Here is a 19,110-nt window from a genome sequence, read left to right on the forward strand (position 1 = left end):
GCTTTTATTAAAATTAAACTACAAAGCCACAAGATAGGGAATATAAATATTATCTTTTACTTTTCTTATCGCTTTAACATATTCTTTTGAAACAACTGTAGGTGATTTAATAATCTCTAGTAAATAATTAGTATCTAAAACAATAATATTATTTGCTTTTTTACTTAAATCTTTAGTAGCTATTAGTTTTTGAAAAAATTCTGGAAACATTTCTTTTAAATTTGCCATTGTATATCTCCTCAATAATAATATATACAATCTTATCATTTTTAATAATATTATCCATCAATAATATTAATCTATTTTAGTTTCCATTTTGTATGCTTGATTCCCGTTCCAATTTACCAATGATTTATTAGATGTTTTAATCTGAATAATATTTTTCAAATTATCCGCAACTTCTCTATCAATAGTTGGGTAAAGATGAGAATACGTTCCTAACGTTATTTGTATATCAGAGTGTCCAAGTCGCTTTTGAACTGCTAAAGGATTAGCATTCAACTCATTAATCAGTAAACTAGCATGACTATGCCTTAATCCTTTCGGCTGTATTTCCTTTACATGCGCTAGTTTTGCATGCCTTCTCACAATTCTATTTATTGTTGATTTCCCCAATGGTGCGCCTGTATAAGATATAACAAAGTCGTATTTCCCCATAAATTTTTGGCGTTTCTTCCAAGCTTTTAAAACTGATATTGTGTCATCATCTAAAGAAATTATTCTTCTACCTGCTTCAGTTTTCATTTTAGTTTTTCTCGTCCAAACATCACTGTTTGTAAAATCTAAATTATGATAAACGTTAATTTGAGCATTAGTAAAATCAATATCATTCCAATACAATGCTGTTAATTCATTTACACGCAATCCTGTCATGTAATACATAAAAATCATTGTAAATGACATATGCTCATAAAAATCTTTTATATTAAATGTTTCAATCACTTTTTCAAATTCTTGCTTTGTCCAAAATTCTACCTCTGGTTTCTTTTTCGGTATACCTTCCACAATTTCAACTAAATTTTCTTTTATCAATCCGTGTTTTTTAGCATGCTTCAAAGAACGTGAAAACATTCCAAATTTTAAACGAGCATAATTCTGCGAGTGCTTTTCCAATAGTTTGTTTTTATAATCTAAAATGTCTAAAGTTGTGATGTCTCTAGGCTTCCTTTTCCCAAACACCTCTTTTAATTCAAGTAAAACACCTTTCCTAGATTTCCAAGTAGAAGGTTCTACACCATTTCTATATTCTGGAATATAGTATAGTTTGCAATGGTTAACGTAATCAATTTCGAAAACTAATCGCATAATTTTTGTTGATACTTTATAGCATAAAAAAGCTATTAATTCTTTATCAAACTAGTTACTACTTTTAATCAATGCTATACTTCCAATAAACAACAGTTAATTTCTAACAAAAAAAGGGAGTGACATAATGGAAATCAGAGTAGGTTTTTTTCGTGGATTAAATGTGGGTGGAAAAAATAAACTTTCAATGACTGATTTGAAACAAATTTTTCTAGACCTAGACTTTGCAGATGTCCAGACTCAGGGAAACACTGGCATAATTCTCTATTGCCAGAAAGATTCTAAAAACAAACTGACTGATAATCAAATTGCTACTGAAGTTTTTAATCAAACGGCTGTTGCTACACAATATATTTCCATGTCCTTTGATGAATTAAGCTTTTTAATGGAGCACTTGCCAGACTGGTGGAATGAGAATACAGATTGGAGACACAACGTTATTTTGTTACTCGAAAACTATCCTTCTAACAATATTATGACTAATTTACCTTCATTAGATAGTAGCATTGAAAAGGTCGCTGTCGTAAACAATACCATTTTATGGTCATCTGCATTTTCAGATCGCAGTCTATATTACAAAAGTCAATATCGTCAATTGATTAAACACGAAGCCTATCCATTGATGACTATTAGAAATGCCAATTCATTATCAAAACTATATAATCAAGCAAGCCTTCTCTATAATGAGAAAAAATCAAGTTCAACTCTTTAAAATAAACACACACAAAAGCCCTAGCAGTAGTTTGAAAATACCTACTGCTAGGGCTAGTTTTAATCATAAATAAAAAAATCTGACTGCTTTGACTTTTTTGATAGGTTTCATAACATTAAAAAATACAGCCACTTACTGTTTAATACGTGTGCCACTTGTTCCTTCAATTGCATTAATAGCCGACTCTAAGAGACCAATAATTGAGACACGTCCTTCACGGCTATTGGCAAATTGACAAGCTGCTTCCACTTTTGGCAACATACTTCCTGGAGCAAATTGATTTTCTTCAATATATTGACTCATTTGAGTAACAGTTACTTCTTCCAATTTTTTTTGATTATCTGTATTAAAATTAACGTACACATGCTCAACTGCTGTTAGTACAATAAAAAGATCTGCATCAATAAGCTCTGCCATCTTTTCTGCAGCAAAATCTTTATCAATTACTGCATTAACACCTTCTAAATCATGTGGAGTTTTCACTACAGGGATACCTCCTCCTCCACAAGCAATTACTAAGTGACCTGCATTTACTAATGCATTTAAGCTTTCCTTCTCACAAATATCAATTGGTTTCGGGGAGGCGATAACTCGACGCCAACCTCTTCCAGAATCTTCTTTATACACACATCCCGTTTCACTAGATAGCTTTTTAGCGGTGCTTTCATCGTAGTATCTACCTATGGGTTTCGTTGGATTTAAAAAGGCAATGTCTTTTGGATCAACTTGTACTTGAGTAAGCATAGTCACAACTGGCACTTTATTTATTCCTCTATTGCATAGCTCGTTTTCAAGCGCTTGTTGTAAATGATAGCCAATATAACCTTGACTCATTGCTGTACATTCAGCAAAAGGGATACTTTCTTCTAGAGTATCTTCACTCAAATTATCGAAAGCTAATTTAATTTGACCAACTTGAGGACCATTTCCGTGAGCAATCACAACTTGATGACCTAATTCAATTAAATCCACAATCGAATTTGCAGCTACATATGCTTTTTGAAGTTGTTCTTTAGCTGAATTACCTAGAGCATTACCTCCTAATGCAATAACAATTTTAGACATAATTATCTCTCCTATTAAGAACGTTTAGGTTGTTGTTGAGTAATACAGTGAATATTTCCTCCACCATAAACAACTTCGACTGTGTTTACTCCTACGACTTTTTTATCTGGAAAAATCGATTGAATTTGATTTAAAGCAAGTGAATCATTTTTATCTCCGTATTGAGGAACAATAACTCCTCCATTGGTTATTAAAAAATTCATGTAAGAAGCAATACAAATGTCACCATCTTCTCGTGGCATAGTTCCTTCTACAAAATCAATTTTGAAGTCACCTTTAATAGTAACGTTGTCAACAGGACAACAAATTTTATGAACTTTTAGCTGTCTCCCTTTAGCATCTGTCATAGTTATTAAACGTTTATACGCATCTTGTGAAGCCTGATAGAATGGACTATTTACGTCATCAGTATAAATACAAGCTACTTCTCCTGGTGCAACAAAACAAGCTACATCATCTACATGACCATTTGTTTCTTCTGGATCAATCCCATCTCCTAACCATAAAACTTTTTCACAGTTTAAATACTGGCATAAATTTTCCTCGATTTCTTCTTTTGTTAAATGAGGATTTCTTCCTTCACTTAACAAACACATCTCAGTCACAAGAACTGTTCCTTCACCATCGACGTGAATAGATCCTCCTTCAAGAACAAAATCAGGTGTATGATAGGAATCTACTTTTTCAATTTCACATATTTTTTGAGCAACTAAATCATCTTGGTCCCAAGGAAAATAAAGTCCGTCTACTAATCCTCCCCATGCATTAAATGCCCAATCTACACCTCGAAGCTCACCTTTATCATTAATAATAAAAGTAGGTCCACAATCTCTGATCCAAGCGTCATTATTACTCATTTCATACACAGAGATATTATCTGGCAATTGACGACGACAATTTTGATATTGTTGTTGCGAAACAACCACATTCATTGGTGTAAATTCACTTATTGCAATTGCCACATTTGTGAATGCTTCCTGAGCAGGTTTACCACCATCGCGCCAATTATCTGGTCTTTCAGGCCAAATCATCCAAACTTTTTCTTGAGCTTCATACTCAGCTGGCATTCTGAATCCATCTTGTTTTGGGGTTGTGTTTACAATTCGTTTTGACATGTTTATTTCTCCTTCTTAATATGTTTTATTTTTATTATTGCTTCACCAAATAGAATGAAGATAATAGCTCCAATTGTTATTGGCAATTTTTCTGTTAAAGCATCAGGACTAAAATCGAGTGGAACAGCTGTGAAAATTAATGAAATAATAATCATAATCATTGGTAGAATAACTAACACTTTTAAGAAAGCTGGTTTCCCACTAACTTTAAAAGGTCTTTGTACATCAGGATCGATTTGACGTAATCGATAGAATGCTGGAAATACAGGCACATATGAAAGTAAAAACATCACTAAGTTCAATGAAAAGAATGCCCAGAATAAATCTTGATTTGGAAGAAATGGTGCCATTATAATGACAATTGAAGCAACAATTCCATTCATTAAAGAAGCTCCAATTGGCATTTGATTTTTTTTACTTCTCTTTTTAAAAAATGAGGGCATATCATCATTTTCTGCTGCATAACATGCTGTATTATTCACACCTAAAGACCAAGAAATCATGTTTCCAAAAAGTGTTAATAGAAACAGAAATGCCATTAATATGATAAACCAACCATCTGTTGAACCTGTTAAGAGTTTGAAACTATCAATCATACCGCTACCTGTACTGATTTGATCTGTAGGAATAGCTACACTAATACCAAAAGCAGAAAAAATATAAATTGCTGCAATAACAAGTCCTGCAACAATAATCGATTGAGGTATTTGTTTTTTTGGATTCTCCATCTGATCTGAAAATGTACAAATAACTTCAAATCCAAGCAAATTAAAAATAATGACAGATATAAATGACAAACTTCTTAAATCAAATGTTGGCAACATTGATTGGGGTGTAAACTCATTAGCAATTCCTTTTGTCAAAGCCACATATACTCCTAACCCACCAACTAGCAATGCTAAAACCATTTTTATAATCGCTGCGCCATTTAGTATCCAAATACTGTCACTTACAGGAAAGAAACTAATCCAAACAATTAACCAAGTAAAAATGAGTTCAATAATAATTGCAACTGGTGTTGAAATCTCAATTCCCGTCATCGTATGAATGAGTTCAGGTGTCATTACAGCGAGAGAAGCTAACCATAATGGAAAATTAATCCAATAGTACCAAGATACCCTTGCTCCCCAACGATGTCCAAATGCCTTTGTAACCCAGTCATAAATCCCCCCATCACCAATGTACGTCGTTCCTAATTCTGATGAAATTAATCCGTAAGGTAATAAGAACGTAATTAAAAGGAATACCCACCAAAAAAATTGAGAATTTCCAATTGCTGCTACAGGAGCCGCTGCTTCTGCAACAAAAACCACACAAATCACTGACAATATAGCACTCATTAAGCTAAATTTTTTTTTACTTTCCATATGTTTCCTCTCCTTAAGGTAAATGGAAATAAGCAAAACGATTGAATCAAAAGCTACGATCATAAAATGCTAAGTCACTATCACGTAGCTTTTGATACCTACTAATAAAAAACAACTAACCGTTCTTCCCAATCCATAAATTGATACAACGTATTAAAGAACTTTATTAAGTAATAATTCTAGATCAGTTTTTCCTTTTACTTGCTTGTTTAAATCAACTGGATTTTTTTCCACATAGTCATTCATTAAATAAACAAGTAGTCCACGAATAGACGTTAATCTGTTTTCAGCTTCATCAAAACAAATAGAATTTGGACTATCAATAACTTCGTTACTTACTTCTTCTTCACGAGAAGCAGGTAGACAATGCATAAACTTACAGTTTTCCCCTGCTAAAGCCATCATTTCAGCATCCACTTGATATTTTGGATAGAAGATATTCATGCGCTCTTCTTCTGATAGTTCAGCTTCATACAAGCCATACCAAACATCTGTATAAATAAAATCAGCTCCTACAACAGACGCTTCATCATCTGTTACTAAATATGATCCTCCTGAGATAGCACAATTTTTTGCTAATTTCTCTTGATGACTATCATTTAATTGAAATCCTTTAGGTCCATAATGAACAAAAGTCATTCCCATTTTAGTAGCAATAAGACCTAACGAAAAACAAACTTGCGTAGCATCGCCTACAAAAACTACTTTACAATCTTCTATATTTTTACCTTCTGGAAGGTGCTCAATCATAGTACATAAATCACCTAACTCTTGAGTAGGATGATTATAATCAGACATACCATTAATAACTGGTATAGTAGAGTGTTCTGCTAAATCATGAATACTTGTATGTCTTTCTACTCGTGCCATTAAAATGTCAACTAATCTTGAAAGTACACGACTTGTATCTTCAATCGTTTCATGTCCTCCTAATTGAATTTGTCCTGGAGCTAAGTATTGCGCATGACCACCTAGTTGAGTCATCGCAGTTTCAAAAGATACTCTTGTTCGAGTTGACGATTGTTGAAAAATCATTCCTAAAGTTTTGTTTTTTAATAGAGGTGGATAGTAGCCATTTTTAATACATTCTTTAATAGTTAGAGACAATTCAACTAAATAACTCATCTCCTCTTTTGTATAATCTTCTGTTGTAATGTAATCTCTTTTCATCATGTAAATCCTCCTAAAATAGTTGTTGGTTATTACACAACTACCTTAGCAAGATTAGTCCAGAGTTTACTATCAACTAAAAGTTTGAAATCGTTTTCCTTAAATAAGAAAGATGCTTTCTCATAAGGTTTATTTAAAGGTGTATAACCTTATCATAGTAATGGTTTAGAAAAGTTTAGTGATGTTTCTCACATTTTTTTTAATATTTACAACAGAAGTAATGGTATAATTAATAGCGTAGAAGTGGTAACTTTGTCAGCCTAAGAGAGGAGATTAAGTGATGGTCGCTGTATTTATCTATAATATTTTACTAATCATTTTATATTCATTTTCAATGACATTCTCATTAATTAACTACAAAAAAAATAATAATCGTATTTATCTTATATTTTTTTTATTAATGCTTTCTTTTTTAGGTGATAATATCATTATCTACATGACTGAATTTTTAGAAACATTTGCCAACTCATACAACCAATTATTTATGACTTTACCCATAATAAAAACTATTATTTTCTTAACAAACCATGTTTTTTGTTTGTGGTGTATTTCATTTTTAGGTAATAAAAAAATCCAACCTTATCAGATTGGATTACTTGTTGTATTGGTTATTTGGATGATGAGTATTCCTTTTTATATGGATTCAGCATTAAATGTTTGGCTTTACTATCTCCCAAATCAACTTTTTTTAATTTATTTAGGTTGTTATGCTTTTTATTTATCAAAACAAAAAGACAATTTAAACAATAAAAAAATACTTCAATTTTTCGGTTATCTTTTTGTTCTCTCTGGCATTTGTATTTTATTAGAGGATTCTTATGTCATTTTCAATATTGATCAGTACTCCAACTTAAAACTAAAAATCTATAATCGAAATATTTCCGAAGATATTTTTTCAACTATTATGTCTTCTTTTATTATTATATTCTGTTCAAAACAAGAGAATAATAAAGATGACAATCTTAATGAAATAGAAGAACTCTCCCAATTTTCAAAAAAATATGATTTAACACAAAGAGAACAAGAGGTTTTGGCTCTATTACTTAAACATTACAGTAACCAAGAAATAGCAGATGAATTATTTTTATCCATCGGAACAGTAAAAACCCATGTCCATAATATTTATGTGAAACTTGATATAAATAAGAGAGCGACATTATTTAGTCTGTTCGAAGAAACTAATTATAATTTAAGCTTGACGGATAAGTAGTCATATCACTATTCCATGATAAGTTATCTATATAAATAAAATCACCCTAGCAACTAATCACTTTTTCATTGATTTTTTTACCAGTGAAAGGAATAGTTATTAGGGTGATTTTTTACATATTCTTATTTTAGTAATCAATTAACGATTGAATATCTTGTCATTTCTATCCCAATTTTATCAATCACTCCTCTTTACTTCTTAGACAAATACTTCAACGAAATAGGTGACGCAAATGTATGATAGCTCAAGCCTTCGATATCTGGGTTTTGTAAGACTGCATTGGCATTTTGACTAAGACTAATCATACCTGCCGTGTCCTCCATTAATATCTTTTCAGCTTCAATAAGCGAACTCCAACGCTTTTCTAAATCATTAGCATAAGTTACGGCTGCTTCATTTAATGCCGCATCAAATTCTTTGCTGACATAATGGCGATTGTTTGGTGATTTCATGGTATTAAGAGTTGAAATCGGGTCTTGATAATCTGGTGTCCAGTAAATCAAAAACATGTCGTAATCACTTTCTGTACTCAGATTAAGAGCTGTTTCAGTGGGTAAGGATTTAACAGTCACTGTTAAGCCATTTAGGTTATCTTGCCATTGTCCTTGCAGACTTTCTGCCATTTTTTGGTAAGAACTTTCATCAACTGTCATAAGCTCTAATGAAATCTTATCTCCTAGCTCTGCTTTAGCTTTTTCAAAGTATTTTTTAGCTTCGTCTAAGTTATAAACAGAGACGTCTCCTGCCTCTTCACGAAAATCTTTATTGGTCACTGGGTTACTAACAAAATCTTTTGTAATCGCACCATTCAAGACAGTAGAACCATCAGCAATAATGTTATTAACTAATGTTTCTTTATCCACAGAAAGAGCCAGAGCTTTTCTCAAGTTGAGATTTGCTAAAGGTGTTTTTTTCTGTTGTCTTTCTTGATTTAAGCGAATGTAATTCATAGTAGCTGATGGGTAAGCTTTGAAATTAGGGTTATCTTTATTTTGATTCGCCATCTCTCCAGATAAATTCGCGACATCTAATTGACCACTTTCAAATAAGTTAAAAGCTGTTGATGGCTCTTTGATAACTTCAAACTGGATAGTGTCTACTTTAACGACTTCTTTATTCCAGTAATCTTTATTTTTTTCTAAAACAAATGTGGTTTTGGCTTGATCCCAATCTTTAATGGTGTAAGGACCATTGTATACGGCTTTTTCTGACGACGTGCCGTATTCTTTTTTATAGGTTTCAACGGTTTCTTGGTGCTGTGGGAAAAAGGCGGAAAAAGCTAATAAGGACGTGAAGAAAGGCTTAGGTTCTTTCAAAACAACCTCTAGTGTGTAGTCATCTAATGCTTTAACACCTAGCTCTTCCACTGGCTTCTCCCCTAAATTAATCTCTGCCGCATTTTTTATGGTTTCAGACATAAGAAAGCTGTAGACATAAGCATTTTCTGGCTTGATTAATTCTTTCCAAGCAAACTCAAAATCCTTCGCTGTCACAGGATCGCCATTACTCCACTTGCCATCTTCCCGTAACTTAATCGTATAAGTCAGACCATCCTTTGAAATCTCTGGCATCTCTTTTGCTGCAGCAGGAACGAGTTCTTCTTTTTCGTTTAATTCATACAATCCCTCAAATACGCCAGTATGAATAATGGCGTCTGGTGTGTTTAAGATAGCTGAGGTGTTAAGAGATGACAACTCGGAATTTAACATCATATGAATAGAGCTACTTTCCTGTTTGTCTGGCTTGTCCTTTTCTTTTCCTGAACAACCACTGACAAAGGTTACTAATAAACCACCTAATAAGATTGCTTTACTGAGTCTCTTCATCTGCCTCCCCCTCTCTTTCCACTAGCATCCAAACAACTTCTGCTTCCTCATCTCCGTCATTGTAATTAATATGACCTTCGTTTGCTTCAATCAATTGAGCGTCCCCAACTGTTGCCGCTATATCAGAACCATCTTCTAAAATCGTATGAACATTCCCTTTGATTACATAAGAATACTCATCTTGCTCATGACGAGAAAAGCCTTCACTAGGAATTTTTTCTCCTGGTTTTAACTTAACTAATCCCATTGACACTCGTTTGTTCGCTTGATTATCTTCGTTAAAGAAAATAGTCATCATTTCATCTGTTTTACTAACAACCTTCATTTTATTTCCCTCCTTAAATTAAAAACCATTATCCTTAACTAGAGTCAAATAGTCAACAGAATTTTCAGAAAATTCTACTAATAATGTCTTAAAACTAAAAAAAATAAAAGGTTGTGACCAAAGATAAGTCACAACCTCTTACTTTCAGTTTTGTAAACAACTGTTTTAACAACTTACTTAACTAAACACACTTTGCAACAAGTCTCCTACTTTAATCGCTAGCCAACCAATCCAAGTAGTTGCTGTCCCTACAATGTTTGTCATGTATTGAATGCCTTCTGGTTTTTCAATTTTTGACATGAGGGCTGCTTCTGTATACTCAGGTCCAATGGCTGTTCCGACATAAAAAATACAAATTAAGATAACTGTCCCTGATAGAATCATTCGGAACATATTACGCTTAACAAATGGTGTCACCATAGCTAGTAAAAACATAAGTGACGCTAAATCAACAAATGGCAGTACTTTGTTTCCTGGAAGGATAAAGGCTAATAAGATAGCAATCGGAATTAAGATTAACCCACTTGCTAGTACTGAAGGTTCCCCAATTAAAAGAGCAGTATCCATACCGATGTAAAATTCTCTATCTGGAAACCATTTTTTTAATTTCACTTCAGCAGCGTCACGGACAATGATTAGTCCTTCAACTAAAATATTAATCATTTTTGGAAGTAAAAGCATCGCAGCTGCAACATTTATCGCTAAAGTTAATATATTTGGTACGCTATAACCTGCTAGCAGACCAATGCCAAGTCCTAAAATCATACCAAGAGAAATCGGCTCACCGATAATCCCAAAACGTTTACTAATTGTTTCTGGATTTAAGTCAATTTTATTAACGCCTGGTATCTTATCGACTATCCAATTAATGGCAATACCAAAAGGAACCCATGCTAAGCATGTTAAGTGAGGGAAGGAGATTCCTTTTAAATCAAATTCTTTTTGCATGTAAGGTGCTGTTTTGTCTGCTGCTATTAACGCTAAAATGAAAAGTACATAGGTGATGATGATTGATATCCAAAAGTTCTTACTACTAGCATAAATAACAGCGCCTACCAATAAGAACAACCAGTAATTAAAAATATCAATATTAACTGTTTTCGTTAAATTAAGTGCTAGTAGAATGATGTTTATCAGTAAAAAGCCAATCACCACAATAGGCATAATCGCAGAACCCCAACCAATTGTTGACGCTGTTGGCCAACCAGTATCCACTACGACTAGATTTAAGCCAACTCGTTCAATCATGGCTTGTGAGGCAGGCCCTAAGTTATCTAGTAATAGCGTAATAACCATACTAACACCGACAAACCCAATCCCAACATACATAGCGGCTTTAAAGGCTTGGCTGATTCGAACACCAAAAACCAATGAGACAATAAAGAAAATAATTGGCATCATTACCGAAGCCCCTAAGCCGATAATCGTTTGTATAATTTCCATCTATCTAACCCCCTAACAATATTATCACAACAAACTACGGCAACTCTATTTTGCTTAATAGTATCTTCGCAAGCAGTCGAGGTGTATTTTTAAAAGCATCAATAGTGCTTCCCGCAAGGTGTGGTGTCATAGTGACATTATCTAGCTCAAGAAAAGGGCTATCTGCTGGAAGTGGCTCATCATCAAACGTATCAAGAGCCGCCCCCATGATTTTTTTATTCTTCAATACGTCTAACAAAGCTTTCTCATCAATCAATCCCGATCTAGCAGTATTAATTAAATAGGTCGTTGGTTTCATTTTTTCTAGAACATCTCGGTTAATAATACGATGGGTATCTTCTGATAAACGTAAGTGAAGAGACACTATATCTGACTTTTCCACTAGCTCATCGATAGTTTTCGCTTGTTCGTAGTCTAACGCATTAGTTAGAAATGGGTCATAGTAAACAATCTTTGTCCCAAACCCTTCTAAAAATTGAGCCACATATTTCCCGATATTTCCCATACCAACTAATCCAACAGTTTGCTCTCCAAGCTCTGGAATAGCTTCTTTATTCGGAAAATCTTTTAGCCAGATATTATTTTTCATCCCTTCATGACTTCGAGCTATATTACGTATCTCTGCTAAAATCAACCCCACCGTAAACTCTGCAACAGCTCGAGCATTTCTACCAGGTGTATTAACAACCTCAATGCCTTGTTTTGCTGCTGCTTCTTGGTCGATATTCTCTATACCACCTCTTAACACACCAATATAGTGTAACTTTTGAGCTTTCTCGATCAACTTTTTACCAATAGGTGCAAATTGCGTGATAATCACGTCATATTCATCAATACTTTCAAAGAATTCTTTGCCTAATTCGACTGCATTAGCCCCGTGTTGCTCAATAGCTAAGTTATCATTTTGTAGATTTTCAATAGTGTCATGAGACCAATCTTTTATAGTTACTTCAGCCCCCTGATCTACCAACTCTTTTAATCCATTCTTTAACATCTCTTGATTGATTAAATTATCTGAAATTGCTAAAACCTTCATTATTTCCACTCCTATCTCATCAACATACCACCTGTTACATCCACTGTGGCTCCTGTCATATAACTTGCTACCTCAGACGCTAGAAAGACTACAATTTTTGCGATTTCCTTTGGTTCTGAGACTCGACCAACGGGAATACGATTAAGATAATAATCAGGATTTTCAGTAAATTTTTTCTCAATCATTTTTGTTCTCATAATACCGACTGCTACATTATTTACATTAATACCATACTGCGCTACCTCTCGAGCAAGAGAAATAGAAAATGTCACCAATCCTGCCTTACTAGCTGCGTAATGCGCGTGTCCCGTTGTTGAGCCATGAAAAGCTGCTTGTGAGGTAATATTTACTATATGACCAGCACTTTTTAATTTCTTTTTGTGGTTTACAAACAACTGACTTAGTAAAAAAGGAGATTTTAGATTGACCATCATCGTCAAATCCCACTCTTCTGATGTTATTTCTTCCACTTGACCTGTTAGCCAAATAGCTGCGTTATTAATGAGAATGTCTATAGTTTCTAAATAATCTACACTGGCTTCAAAAAAATGATTAAGCTGCTTTTCATCAGCCAAATCAGCTTCTATAGCCACAACTTTGACATCATAGTCATTTTGAATGCTCTCAACAAATTGATGAACTTCTTTTTCACTAGATAAATAAGAAAAAGCAATATTTACCCCTTCTTTAGCGAGTTGTCTGATAACTTGTGATCCCAGGCCGCTTGCACCACCTGTTACAATGGCGTTTTTTTGTGCTAATTTTAGCTCCAAGATGTCCCTCCTCTCTTATGATTCATTCATGATTTTCCACGGACTTGCCATATTATCTACAACGTCTGCGTATTTCGTATATTTCTTTCGATAGACTTTGGTTTTTTCAAGATCAGGCTCTATTATTTTAGCTACATGGATCATTTCATCAGCCGCTTCCACAAAAGATGGGTACTCACCTAACATAACCGCTGCAGCCATTGCCGTTCCTAAAGTACCACTTTCTTTAACAGTAACGATTTCTAGAGGAATCCCCAAAGCATCTGAAAACATTTGTAACCACACATCTGAGTTGGTAATACCTCCAGCAATACGAGCTGCTCCTTCAAGATTAAGGTTAAAAGTTCTCAACTTTTCAATATGGTACATATGTGAGAAAATCACCCCTTCATAGATAGCTCTAACAAAGTGTTTTAACTCGTGGTAGCTATTGATACCTACAAAGCCTGAAGTAGCATCGGCAATACTATTACTACCAAAAATAAATGGAAAAAAGAGTAGTTGACCCTCATCTACTGTAGTGTCACATACTAAGTCATTACAATAGTCATAAATAGATTGTCCAGTAGTAATAGGTTGATTAGCTAAAAAGGTATTGATAAACCACTCTAAGTTACTAGCAGAAGTTGGACTGGCTTCTGTTACAAGCCATTTATCCTCGATTGGATAGATAGATGTCATAAATAAATCTGCTTCTGCTTTAGGCTCTGAGGTAATGTATTCATTAATAGACCAAGTACCTGTCACAATAGCCAATTGATTATCGTTAACTAAGCCTGTAGCCACTGCTGAGCTAGCGATATCAAAGACCCCTCCTGCTACAGGAGTCCCTTCGACTAAGCCTGTTAATTCAGCCATTTTTTTAGAAATCTTGCCCGCTTCTTCTGTTGAATTGACAAGTGGTGGTAATTTGTCTTTCCAATCTAAAATATCAAAAAAGTCGAAGATATCATCATCGTAGTTTTTTGTCTTTAAATTGATCAAGTTAGTTCCTGAAATATCGGTTATTTCTAAGGTTGCTTTTCCCGTCAGATAATAACGAACCAAATCTTTCACCATGAAAATGTACTTCGTTCTATCTATCATCTCTGGTTCATTGTCTTTCAACCAAGCTAATAAGGCTACTGGCTGACCTGCCCAAACTGAAGACATAGTTAATGGATGAATTTTTTCTTCAAAACCTTTTTCCTGATACCACTTGTCAATATAATCAATAGCACGACTATCTGTTGAGATAATGCCATTTCTAACAGGAGTGAACTCTTCACCCATTAAATACAAGCCGTTTCCATGACCTGTACAGGAGACTCCAACGATTGCTTCAGGATCAACTCCAGACTTATTTATAGCGTTTTTTATCACTTCTATTGTGGCTTCAATCAATTCAGGAATACTTCTCTCTGTAAAGAATGGTCGCGGCGTTAGCATTTTGGTTCCACGAGATGAGACAGCTAATTCTTTACCACTCATATCATAAATGGCTGCTTTTGTATTTGTTCCACCATTATCTATTCCCAATATATAGCGTTTTGACACGTTCATCACTCCTATTTCCAAATTTGAGGGTCACTAGTTGTTAACCCTATAAAACTCCCTAATAAAATTTCATTTGCCAATTCCGGTGTTGTAACAAATCCTCCAGCAATCAAGTTAGCGCTTCCAATATACTTTTTTATATCTCCTTCTTGCTGAAGTGCGTAGTCTCCAGGTAATACCTCTACACAATCGAAGGCCTCATTTTCTAAGATGTGTATGGACCTATCCAATGAGCGTGAGTCAATCATGAACAAACGATAGATAGTATACAGTCCTTTTTGCCTTGCTTGTCTTAACACTGTGACATTAGTCGACATCACTCCGTCCACTTTAAATAATGTTTTAAGTAGATTCATTCCCTCCTTATCACCTTTAAACCCACCAATCAAATCAGCATGAACTAACACTTTTTTACCTGCCTTGTGACACACTTTTGTTAATTCTTTTAAGTTGCCGATAGTGACTTCTGACAGTAAAATATATTCTGAAGCTGAATTCAATGCTTTTGATAGATATTTCAGGTTTCTAACGGATGGTATAATATTTTTCTTCGTAAACATTCATTCAACCTCCTTCAATTAATAAACTTTGTTGTAAGTTTCAAATGCTTCCTCAGCACTGCCATTTTTGTGTATGATGACATTCAAACCCGCAACCATTCCAATAGGATTTTCGTCTTGGGTAATATTTCTACCAACTGCTACACCTTTTGCACCTGAATCCATACAATGCTTGACAAACTTAAAATAACTCAGAGTATCTGTTTTTGGTCCTCCTAATGCCAAAACAGGTCGATCCGCCTTCTCAACAATTAATTTATCCTCAACTGTTCCTGAAAAACGAGTTTTAATAATGTCCGCACCAAACTCTGTACCTAGACGTGCTCCTGTGGCAATCACTTCGCCTTGATTTGATTCCTGACTTGTTACAGGATAACCAAAAGGAAGAGTCTCTGCGATAACAGGTACTCTCCACTTCGCCCCTGTTTTTGCCAACTCACTTAATAGCTTGTGTGAAGTAGCTTCTCTTTGCCCTGCTCCAGGAAAAGTCATACAGACTACACCGTCACAGCCTAACATCAGTGCCTCTTCTATCCCAAAATACCCATCCGTATCGGGGACTGAGTTATCAAATACATTGGTCGTAGCGTCTACCCTCAAAATACTTGTTAGCTGGCTTAATTCATCACTGTAAGTAACGGCTTGTCCAAAAGTTACTAATGCTGCATCTAATCCCTGTTCGATCAACTGATCTAAATTTTTTATGGTACGGTCTATCCCTTGTGTATTAGCAGAAAAACCAAATCCATCTAAAGCGACGACAATTGCCTTACCATCTCTCTTGAAAATCTTCTTCATTCGCATATTCTTTTCCATCTTCTCCATCCTTTCCTTTTTTACACATAAAAAAAGACACCTTTAAACAATGGTCAATGAGAGTCAACCATGTGAAAAGAGTGTCTTTATTTCTTACTCAGTTAATATCTATTTATTTTTTCATCTCGATTATAATTCACAAACAAACAGAAGTCAACGCTATTTCTAACTTATATCTCACGAGTTAATCATGATTCTTTAATAAAACAGATAAAAATTAGCACTAATTAATGAACTATCTAAAGAATTGTCTATCTCGATACATTTTCCACAAGCCTTTTTTTCTTGATTAATCACCTATCTGGGCTCTTTTAGCATATGATAAATTTATAAATTTACGCCATCACTTAGTGAAATATTATCCATTAATTATTATTTATGAACATAATATTGTCATTTATATATCTTTACTTCTGAAAAAGCATACACTTTTTATGGCTTAAATTTTAAGATTTGTCATATGTCTCTATGCTACTTTGATCAACTTATTAATTTTATGCCATAAAAAATACCGATGAAAGTTCCTCTATTAAAGAGTTCTTTCATCGATATTTTTATCTAATAACAACTGCTCGTTTATCATTAGCATTATAAGCAGCTTTCATTTGGTTACCATTGACCCAATAAGTATATTTACTGTTAGGATCTGACACATGGTATTGATTCGTCTGACTATTATAACCATCTAGCGTAACCACGTGGGCATTATCCACCCCACGTCCCCAGAAATAATTAGAATAGATAGGTGAGTTATAGTTCAACGTCACATAAATCACCATAGGATTTCCTTTTTCCAATTCTTTTGATAGATTCTCAAAAGAAGTTCCTGTAATATCTACTGCATTCCCTTTAGCATAATCATTAGCCCAATCTGTTAAGGGTTTAGGGAAAATAGATTGATAAATGCCGTACGTCACAACAAAAGGTGATCCACCAAAACCTTTATGAGGATTACCTTCTTTAGAAACAGGCATCTCTTTTAAGAAAGGCATCAATTTGTAGTTCATTGCAAAACCTTTTAATTGTAAAGCTTGTAGTAAACTAGCCGCCTCACATCCCATGGGTGCTCCTGCATCATTTTGATTGTGTTGAGGCGCATTTAACATCACATAAGTAGAATTACTACTTGCTGCTTCTTTAATAGCATTTTTATTGAGGTAACCTTGCCATTTGCCTTTTGAATCATAAAGTGAATAATAGGTAGAACCATTAAAATGTTCATATTTGTATCGAGCCTCGTAAGGTTTATTGACCATATTTTTTGTTGTGCCTTTTCGAGCAGAAAATTCTAGGTTTTGCCACATGTCATAATTGCCATTAGCCACTGTCACAACATTTTTAATGCCTATCGCATGACCTGTCCGATTTGTTTCTTGTGTCGCATATCGATTGACATAGCCATACCATTTTCCCTGATTATCATAAAGAGAGTAGTAAATCGAACCATTAAAATGTTTGTATTCACCTTTTGCTAATAGTGTCTTTTGATAGATAGCTTTAGTATTTCCTTTTTCTTTCCAATTGAAATTTTGCCACATCGTATAATTATTACTGGTTACTGACACATAACTTCCTTTTGATTGGTACACACCTTGTGGACCCTCTGCTACAGAAACAAGACCTTTATTGATATAACCTTGCCATTTATTATTGTTATCGTATAAGGAATAATAATCTGACCCATTGGCATGATAGTACACACCTTTTGCCAAGAAAGTTTGACCTGATACATTCTTAGCTGATTGTCGTTCATCCCAACTAAAGTTGTTCCACAAACTACCACTACTATTTTTTACTGTTACGTATTTGCCAAAATCAACGTAATCACCTTGAGCACTTGCTGTTTTAGTTATTCCTGCTTGATTGATATAGCCATACCACTTATCGTTACTATCATATAGTGAGTAGTAAGTATCTCCATTAAAGTGATGGTATTCTCCCTTAACTATAAATGTTCTCTTTAGAAACTCAGAACTGCTTGCTTTCTTTTGCCAAGAAAAATTTTGCCAGATGGTATAGTTTCCACTTCTAATAGTAATGTATTGATTCGAGCTGTACCATTTACCTTGAGCTCCTTCTGATATTTCCACACTTTCTGATGTCACATAACCTAACCAATTGTCCTTATTATCATAAAGAGAATAATACACAGTACCGTCAAAGTGATGGTACTTTCCTTTTGCTCTTAAGGTTTGATTGGTAAAGCCTTGTAGATTACCTTTTACTTTTCCAGAAAAATTAGAATAAGTTGAGACATTTGGATTAGTGACTGATACGTATTTCCAATAGGATTGATACACACCTCCTTCATTTGCTGCTACATCAACTTCTTTTTCTGCAATGTAGCCTACAAACTGGTCTAGGTGGTTAAACACCCCATAATAACTACCATTAGTTGCAGTTTTTATTTTTTCTTTAGCTAAAAACGTTTGACCAACTATAAAGTCATTGTTTATTTGTTGTGTTAGCTCTTTATCTGAGAATAACACAGGACGATCAACCTTAAGACTAATGTAAGTATGTACCTCTTCTTGTACAATTTGACTAGCTGCTTTTTCTACATTTTTTATCTCTTCAATTGGCTGTTCTTTCTTTGTCGAGTCTGAGTTTTCTGTACTAGTTACTGTTGATTCTTCCTGAGTTGACGACTCTGATGTTACAACAGTTGAATCAGTTGTTTCTAATAATTCTTGAGATGAACTACTCTCACTAGTTAATGGAGATGTCTCTTCAACAGCTTGAGTATTCATTGGTGACAGTAACAATAAGCTACAACTAACTAACCCTATAAACACATTCTTTTTCATTAAACTAATCCTCTCTATTTTGGTATGGATTAAAAATAAACAGA

The 19,110-nt window shown here is 34.2% G+C and carries 17 protein-coding genes; 2 read left to right on the plus strand and 15 right to left on the minus strand.

Annotated features, from left to right (window positions below; genetic code table 11):
• Positions 1 to 18 precede the first annotated feature (18 nt).
• A complete protein-coding gene (locus tag DOK76_RS06320; RefSeq protein WP_206965904.1) occupies positions 19 to 228 on the minus strand; it encodes a hypothetical protein in 210 nt (69 codons plus the stop codon).
• Positions 229 to 294: 66 nt separating this feature from the next.
• Positions 295 to 1,305 (minus strand): tyrosine-type recombinase/integrase, encoded by a 1,011-nt coding sequence (locus DOK76_RS06325; protein WP_206965906.1) that lies wholly within the window; start codon positions 1,303 to 1,305, stop codon positions 295 to 297.
• Between the two features lie 127 nt (positions 1,306 to 1,432).
• Here DOK76_RS06325 and DOK76_RS06330 point away from each other — a divergent pair, with 127 nt between their 5' ends.
• Complete coding sequence (locus DOK76_RS06330) at positions 1,433 to 2,017, plus strand: DUF1697 domain-containing protein (RefSeq protein WP_206965907.1); 585 nt, start codon at positions 1,433 to 1,435, stop codon at positions 2,015 to 2,017.
• Between the two features lie 132 nt (positions 2,018 to 2,149).
• Here DOK76_RS06330 and arcC read toward each other — a convergent pair whose 3' ends face one another.
• From arcC to ptcA, 4 genes are all read right to left on the minus strand, one after another.
• Complete coding sequence (arcC, locus tag DOK76_RS06335) at positions 2,150 to 3,082, minus strand: carbamate kinase (protein ID WP_206965910.1); 933 nt, start codon at positions 3,080 to 3,082, stop codon at positions 2,150 to 2,152.
• 14 nt (positions 3,083 to 3,096) lie between these two features.
• The gene (gene aguA, locus DOK76_RS06340) at positions 3,097 to 4,197 is read right to left on the minus strand and encodes an agmatine deiminase (RefSeq protein ID WP_206965913.1); all 1,101 of its coding nucleotides are present in this window, start codon (positions 4,195 to 4,197) and stop codon (positions 3,097 to 3,099) included.
• A 2-nt stretch (positions 4,198 to 4,199) separates the two neighbouring features.
• Positions 4,200 to 5,564 (minus strand): APC family permease, encoded by a 1,365-nt coding sequence (locus DOK76_RS06345; protein ID WP_206965915.1) that lies wholly within the window; start codon positions 5,562 to 5,564, stop codon positions 4,200 to 4,202.
• Between the two features lie 153 nt (positions 5,565 to 5,717).
• Positions 5,718 to 6,734 (minus strand): putrescine carbamoyltransferase, encoded by a 1,017-nt coding sequence (gene ptcA, locus DOK76_RS06350; protein WP_206965993.1) that lies wholly within the window; start codon positions 6,732 to 6,734, stop codon positions 5,718 to 5,720.
• A gap of 400 nt (positions 6,735 to 7,134) precedes the next feature.
• On the opposite strand from ptcA, the gene DOK76_RS06355 reads away from it, so the two are divergent.
• On the plus strand, positions 7,135 to 7,944 hold the full coding sequence (locus DOK76_RS06355; RefSeq protein ID WP_370590103.1) for a response regulator transcription factor: 810 nt from the start codon (positions 7,135 to 7,137) through the stop codon (positions 7,942 to 7,944).
• Between the two features lie 191 nt (positions 7,945 to 8,135).
• Here DOK76_RS06355 and DOK76_RS06360 read toward each other — a convergent pair whose 3' ends face one another.
• The 9 genes from DOK76_RS06360 to DOK76_RS06400 form a co-directional block, all read right to left on the minus strand.
• A complete protein-coding gene (locus DOK76_RS06360) occupies positions 8,136 to 9,770 on the minus strand; it encodes a peptide ABC transporter substrate-binding protein (RefSeq protein WP_206965921.1) in 1,635 nt (544 codons plus the stop codon).
• Positions 9,754 to 10,095 (minus strand): cupin domain-containing protein, encoded by a 342-nt coding sequence (locus DOK76_RS06365; RefSeq protein WP_242542225.1) that lies wholly within the window; start codon positions 10,093 to 10,095, stop codon positions 9,754 to 9,756. The genes DOK76_RS06360 and DOK76_RS06365 overlap by 17 nt, the downstream gene beginning before the upstream one ends.
• Positions 10,096 to 10,272: 177 nt before the next feature.
• Positions 10,273 to 11,538, minus strand: coding sequence for a PTS transporter subunit IIC (locus DOK76_RS06370; protein ID WP_206965923.1), 1,266 nt, complete (start codon positions 11,536 to 11,538; stop codon positions 10,273 to 10,275).
• A 34-nt stretch (positions 11,539 to 11,572) separates the two neighbouring features.
• Entirely contained in the window at positions 11,573 to 12,574 is a 1,002-nt protein-coding gene (locus tag DOK76_RS06375; RefSeq protein WP_206965925.1) for a 2-hydroxyacid dehydrogenase, read from the minus strand.
• A gap of 11 nt (positions 12,575 to 12,585) precedes the next feature.
• A complete protein-coding gene (locus DOK76_RS06380; protein WP_206965928.1) occupies positions 12,586 to 13,347 on the minus strand; it encodes an SDR family NAD(P)-dependent oxidoreductase in 762 nt (253 codons plus the stop codon).
• 15 nt (positions 13,348 to 13,362) lie between these two features.
• On the minus strand, positions 13,363 to 14,883 hold the full coding sequence (locus DOK76_RS06385) for an FGGY-family carbohydrate kinase (RefSeq protein ID WP_206965930.1): 1,521 nt from the start codon (positions 14,881 to 14,883) through the stop codon (positions 13,363 to 13,365).
• Positions 14,884 to 14,894: 11 nt separating this feature from the next.
• A complete protein-coding gene (locus DOK76_RS06390; RefSeq protein WP_206965932.1) occupies positions 14,895 to 15,443 on the minus strand; it encodes a glycerol-3-phosphate responsive antiterminator in 549 nt (182 codons plus the stop codon).
• An 18-nt stretch (positions 15,444 to 15,461) separates the two neighbouring features.
• Entirely contained in the window at positions 15,462 to 16,259 is a 798-nt protein-coding gene (locus DOK76_RS06395; protein WP_206965997.1) for a class I fructose-bisphosphate aldolase, read from the minus strand.
• 554 nt (positions 16,260 to 16,813) lie between these two features.
• Positions 16,814 to 19,066 carry a C39 family peptidase gene (locus tag DOK76_RS06400; RefSeq protein ID WP_206965934.1) on the minus strand — a complete coding sequence of 751 codons (2,253 nt, stop codon included), beginning with the start codon at positions 19,064 to 19,066 and terminating at the stop codon, positions 16,814 to 16,816.
• Positions 19,067 to 19,110 lie beyond the last annotated feature (44 nt).

It is taken from the genome of Candidatus Vagococcus giribetii, assembly GCF_017316185.1.
Taxonomy (GTDB): domain Bacteria; phylum Bacillota; class Bacilli; order Lactobacillales; family Vagococcaceae; genus Vagococcus; species Vagococcus giribetii.

What these genes read in the sequence shown, in the direction of transcription:
- DOK76_RS06320 (WP_206965904.1), bottom strand. Translation starts at nt 228, where the DNA reads ATGGCAAATTTAAAAGAAATGTTTCCAGAATTTTTTCAAAAACTAATA.
- DOK76_RS06325 (WP_206965906.1), bottom strand. Translation starts at nt 1,305, where the DNA reads ATGCGATTAGTTTTCGAAATTGATTACGTTAACCATTGCAAACTATAC.
- DOK76_RS06330 (WP_206965907.1), top strand. Translation starts at nt 1,433, where the DNA reads ATGGAAATCAGAGTAGGTTTTTTTCGTGGATTAAATGTGGGTGGAAAA.
- arcC (WP_206965910.1), bottom strand. Translation starts at nt 3,082, where the DNA reads ATGTCTAAAATTGTTATTGCATTAGGAGGTAATGCTCTAGGTAATTCA.
- aguA (WP_206965913.1), bottom strand. Translation starts at nt 4,197, where the DNA reads ATGTCAAAACGAATTGTAAACACAACCCCAAAACAAGATGGATTCAGA.
- DOK76_RS06345 (WP_206965915.1), bottom strand. Translation starts at nt 5,564, where the DNA reads ATGGAAAGTAAAAAAAAATTTAGCTTAATGAGTGCTATATTGTCAGTG.
- ptcA (WP_206965993.1), bottom strand. Translation starts at nt 6,734, where the DNA reads ATGAAAAGAGATTACATTACAACAGAAGATTATACAAAAGAGGAGATG.
- DOK76_RS06355 (WP_370590103.1), top strand. Translation starts at nt 7,135, where the DNA reads ATGCTTTCTTTTTTAGGTGATAATATCATTATCTACATGACTGAATTT.
- DOK76_RS06360 (WP_206965921.1), bottom strand. Translation starts at nt 9,770, where the DNA reads ATGAAGAGACTCAGTAAAGCAATCTTATTAGGTGGTTTATTAGTAACC.
- DOK76_RS06365 (WP_242542225.1), bottom strand. Translation starts at nt 10,095, where the DNA reads ATGAAGGTTGTTAGTAAAACAGATGAAATGATGACTATTTTCTTTAAC.
- DOK76_RS06370 (WP_206965923.1), bottom strand. Translation starts at nt 11,538, where the DNA reads ATGGAAATTATACAAACGATTATCGGCTTAGGGGCTTCGGTAATGATG.
- DOK76_RS06375 (WP_206965925.1), bottom strand. Translation starts at nt 12,574, where the DNA reads ATGAAGGTTTTAGCAATTTCAGATAATTTAATCAATCAAGAGATGTTA.
- DOK76_RS06390 (WP_206965932.1), bottom strand. Translation starts at nt 15,443, where the DNA reads ATGTTTACGAAGAAAAATATTATACCATCCGTTAGAAACCTGAAATAT.
- DOK76_RS06395 (WP_206965997.1), bottom strand. Translation starts at nt 16,259, where the DNA reads ATGGAAAAGAATATGCGAATGAAGAAGATTTTCAAGAGAGATGGTAAG.
- DOK76_RS06400 (WP_206965934.1), bottom strand. Translation starts at nt 19,066, where the DNA reads ATGAAAAAGAATGTGTTTATAGGGTTAGTTAGTTGTAGCTTATTGTTA.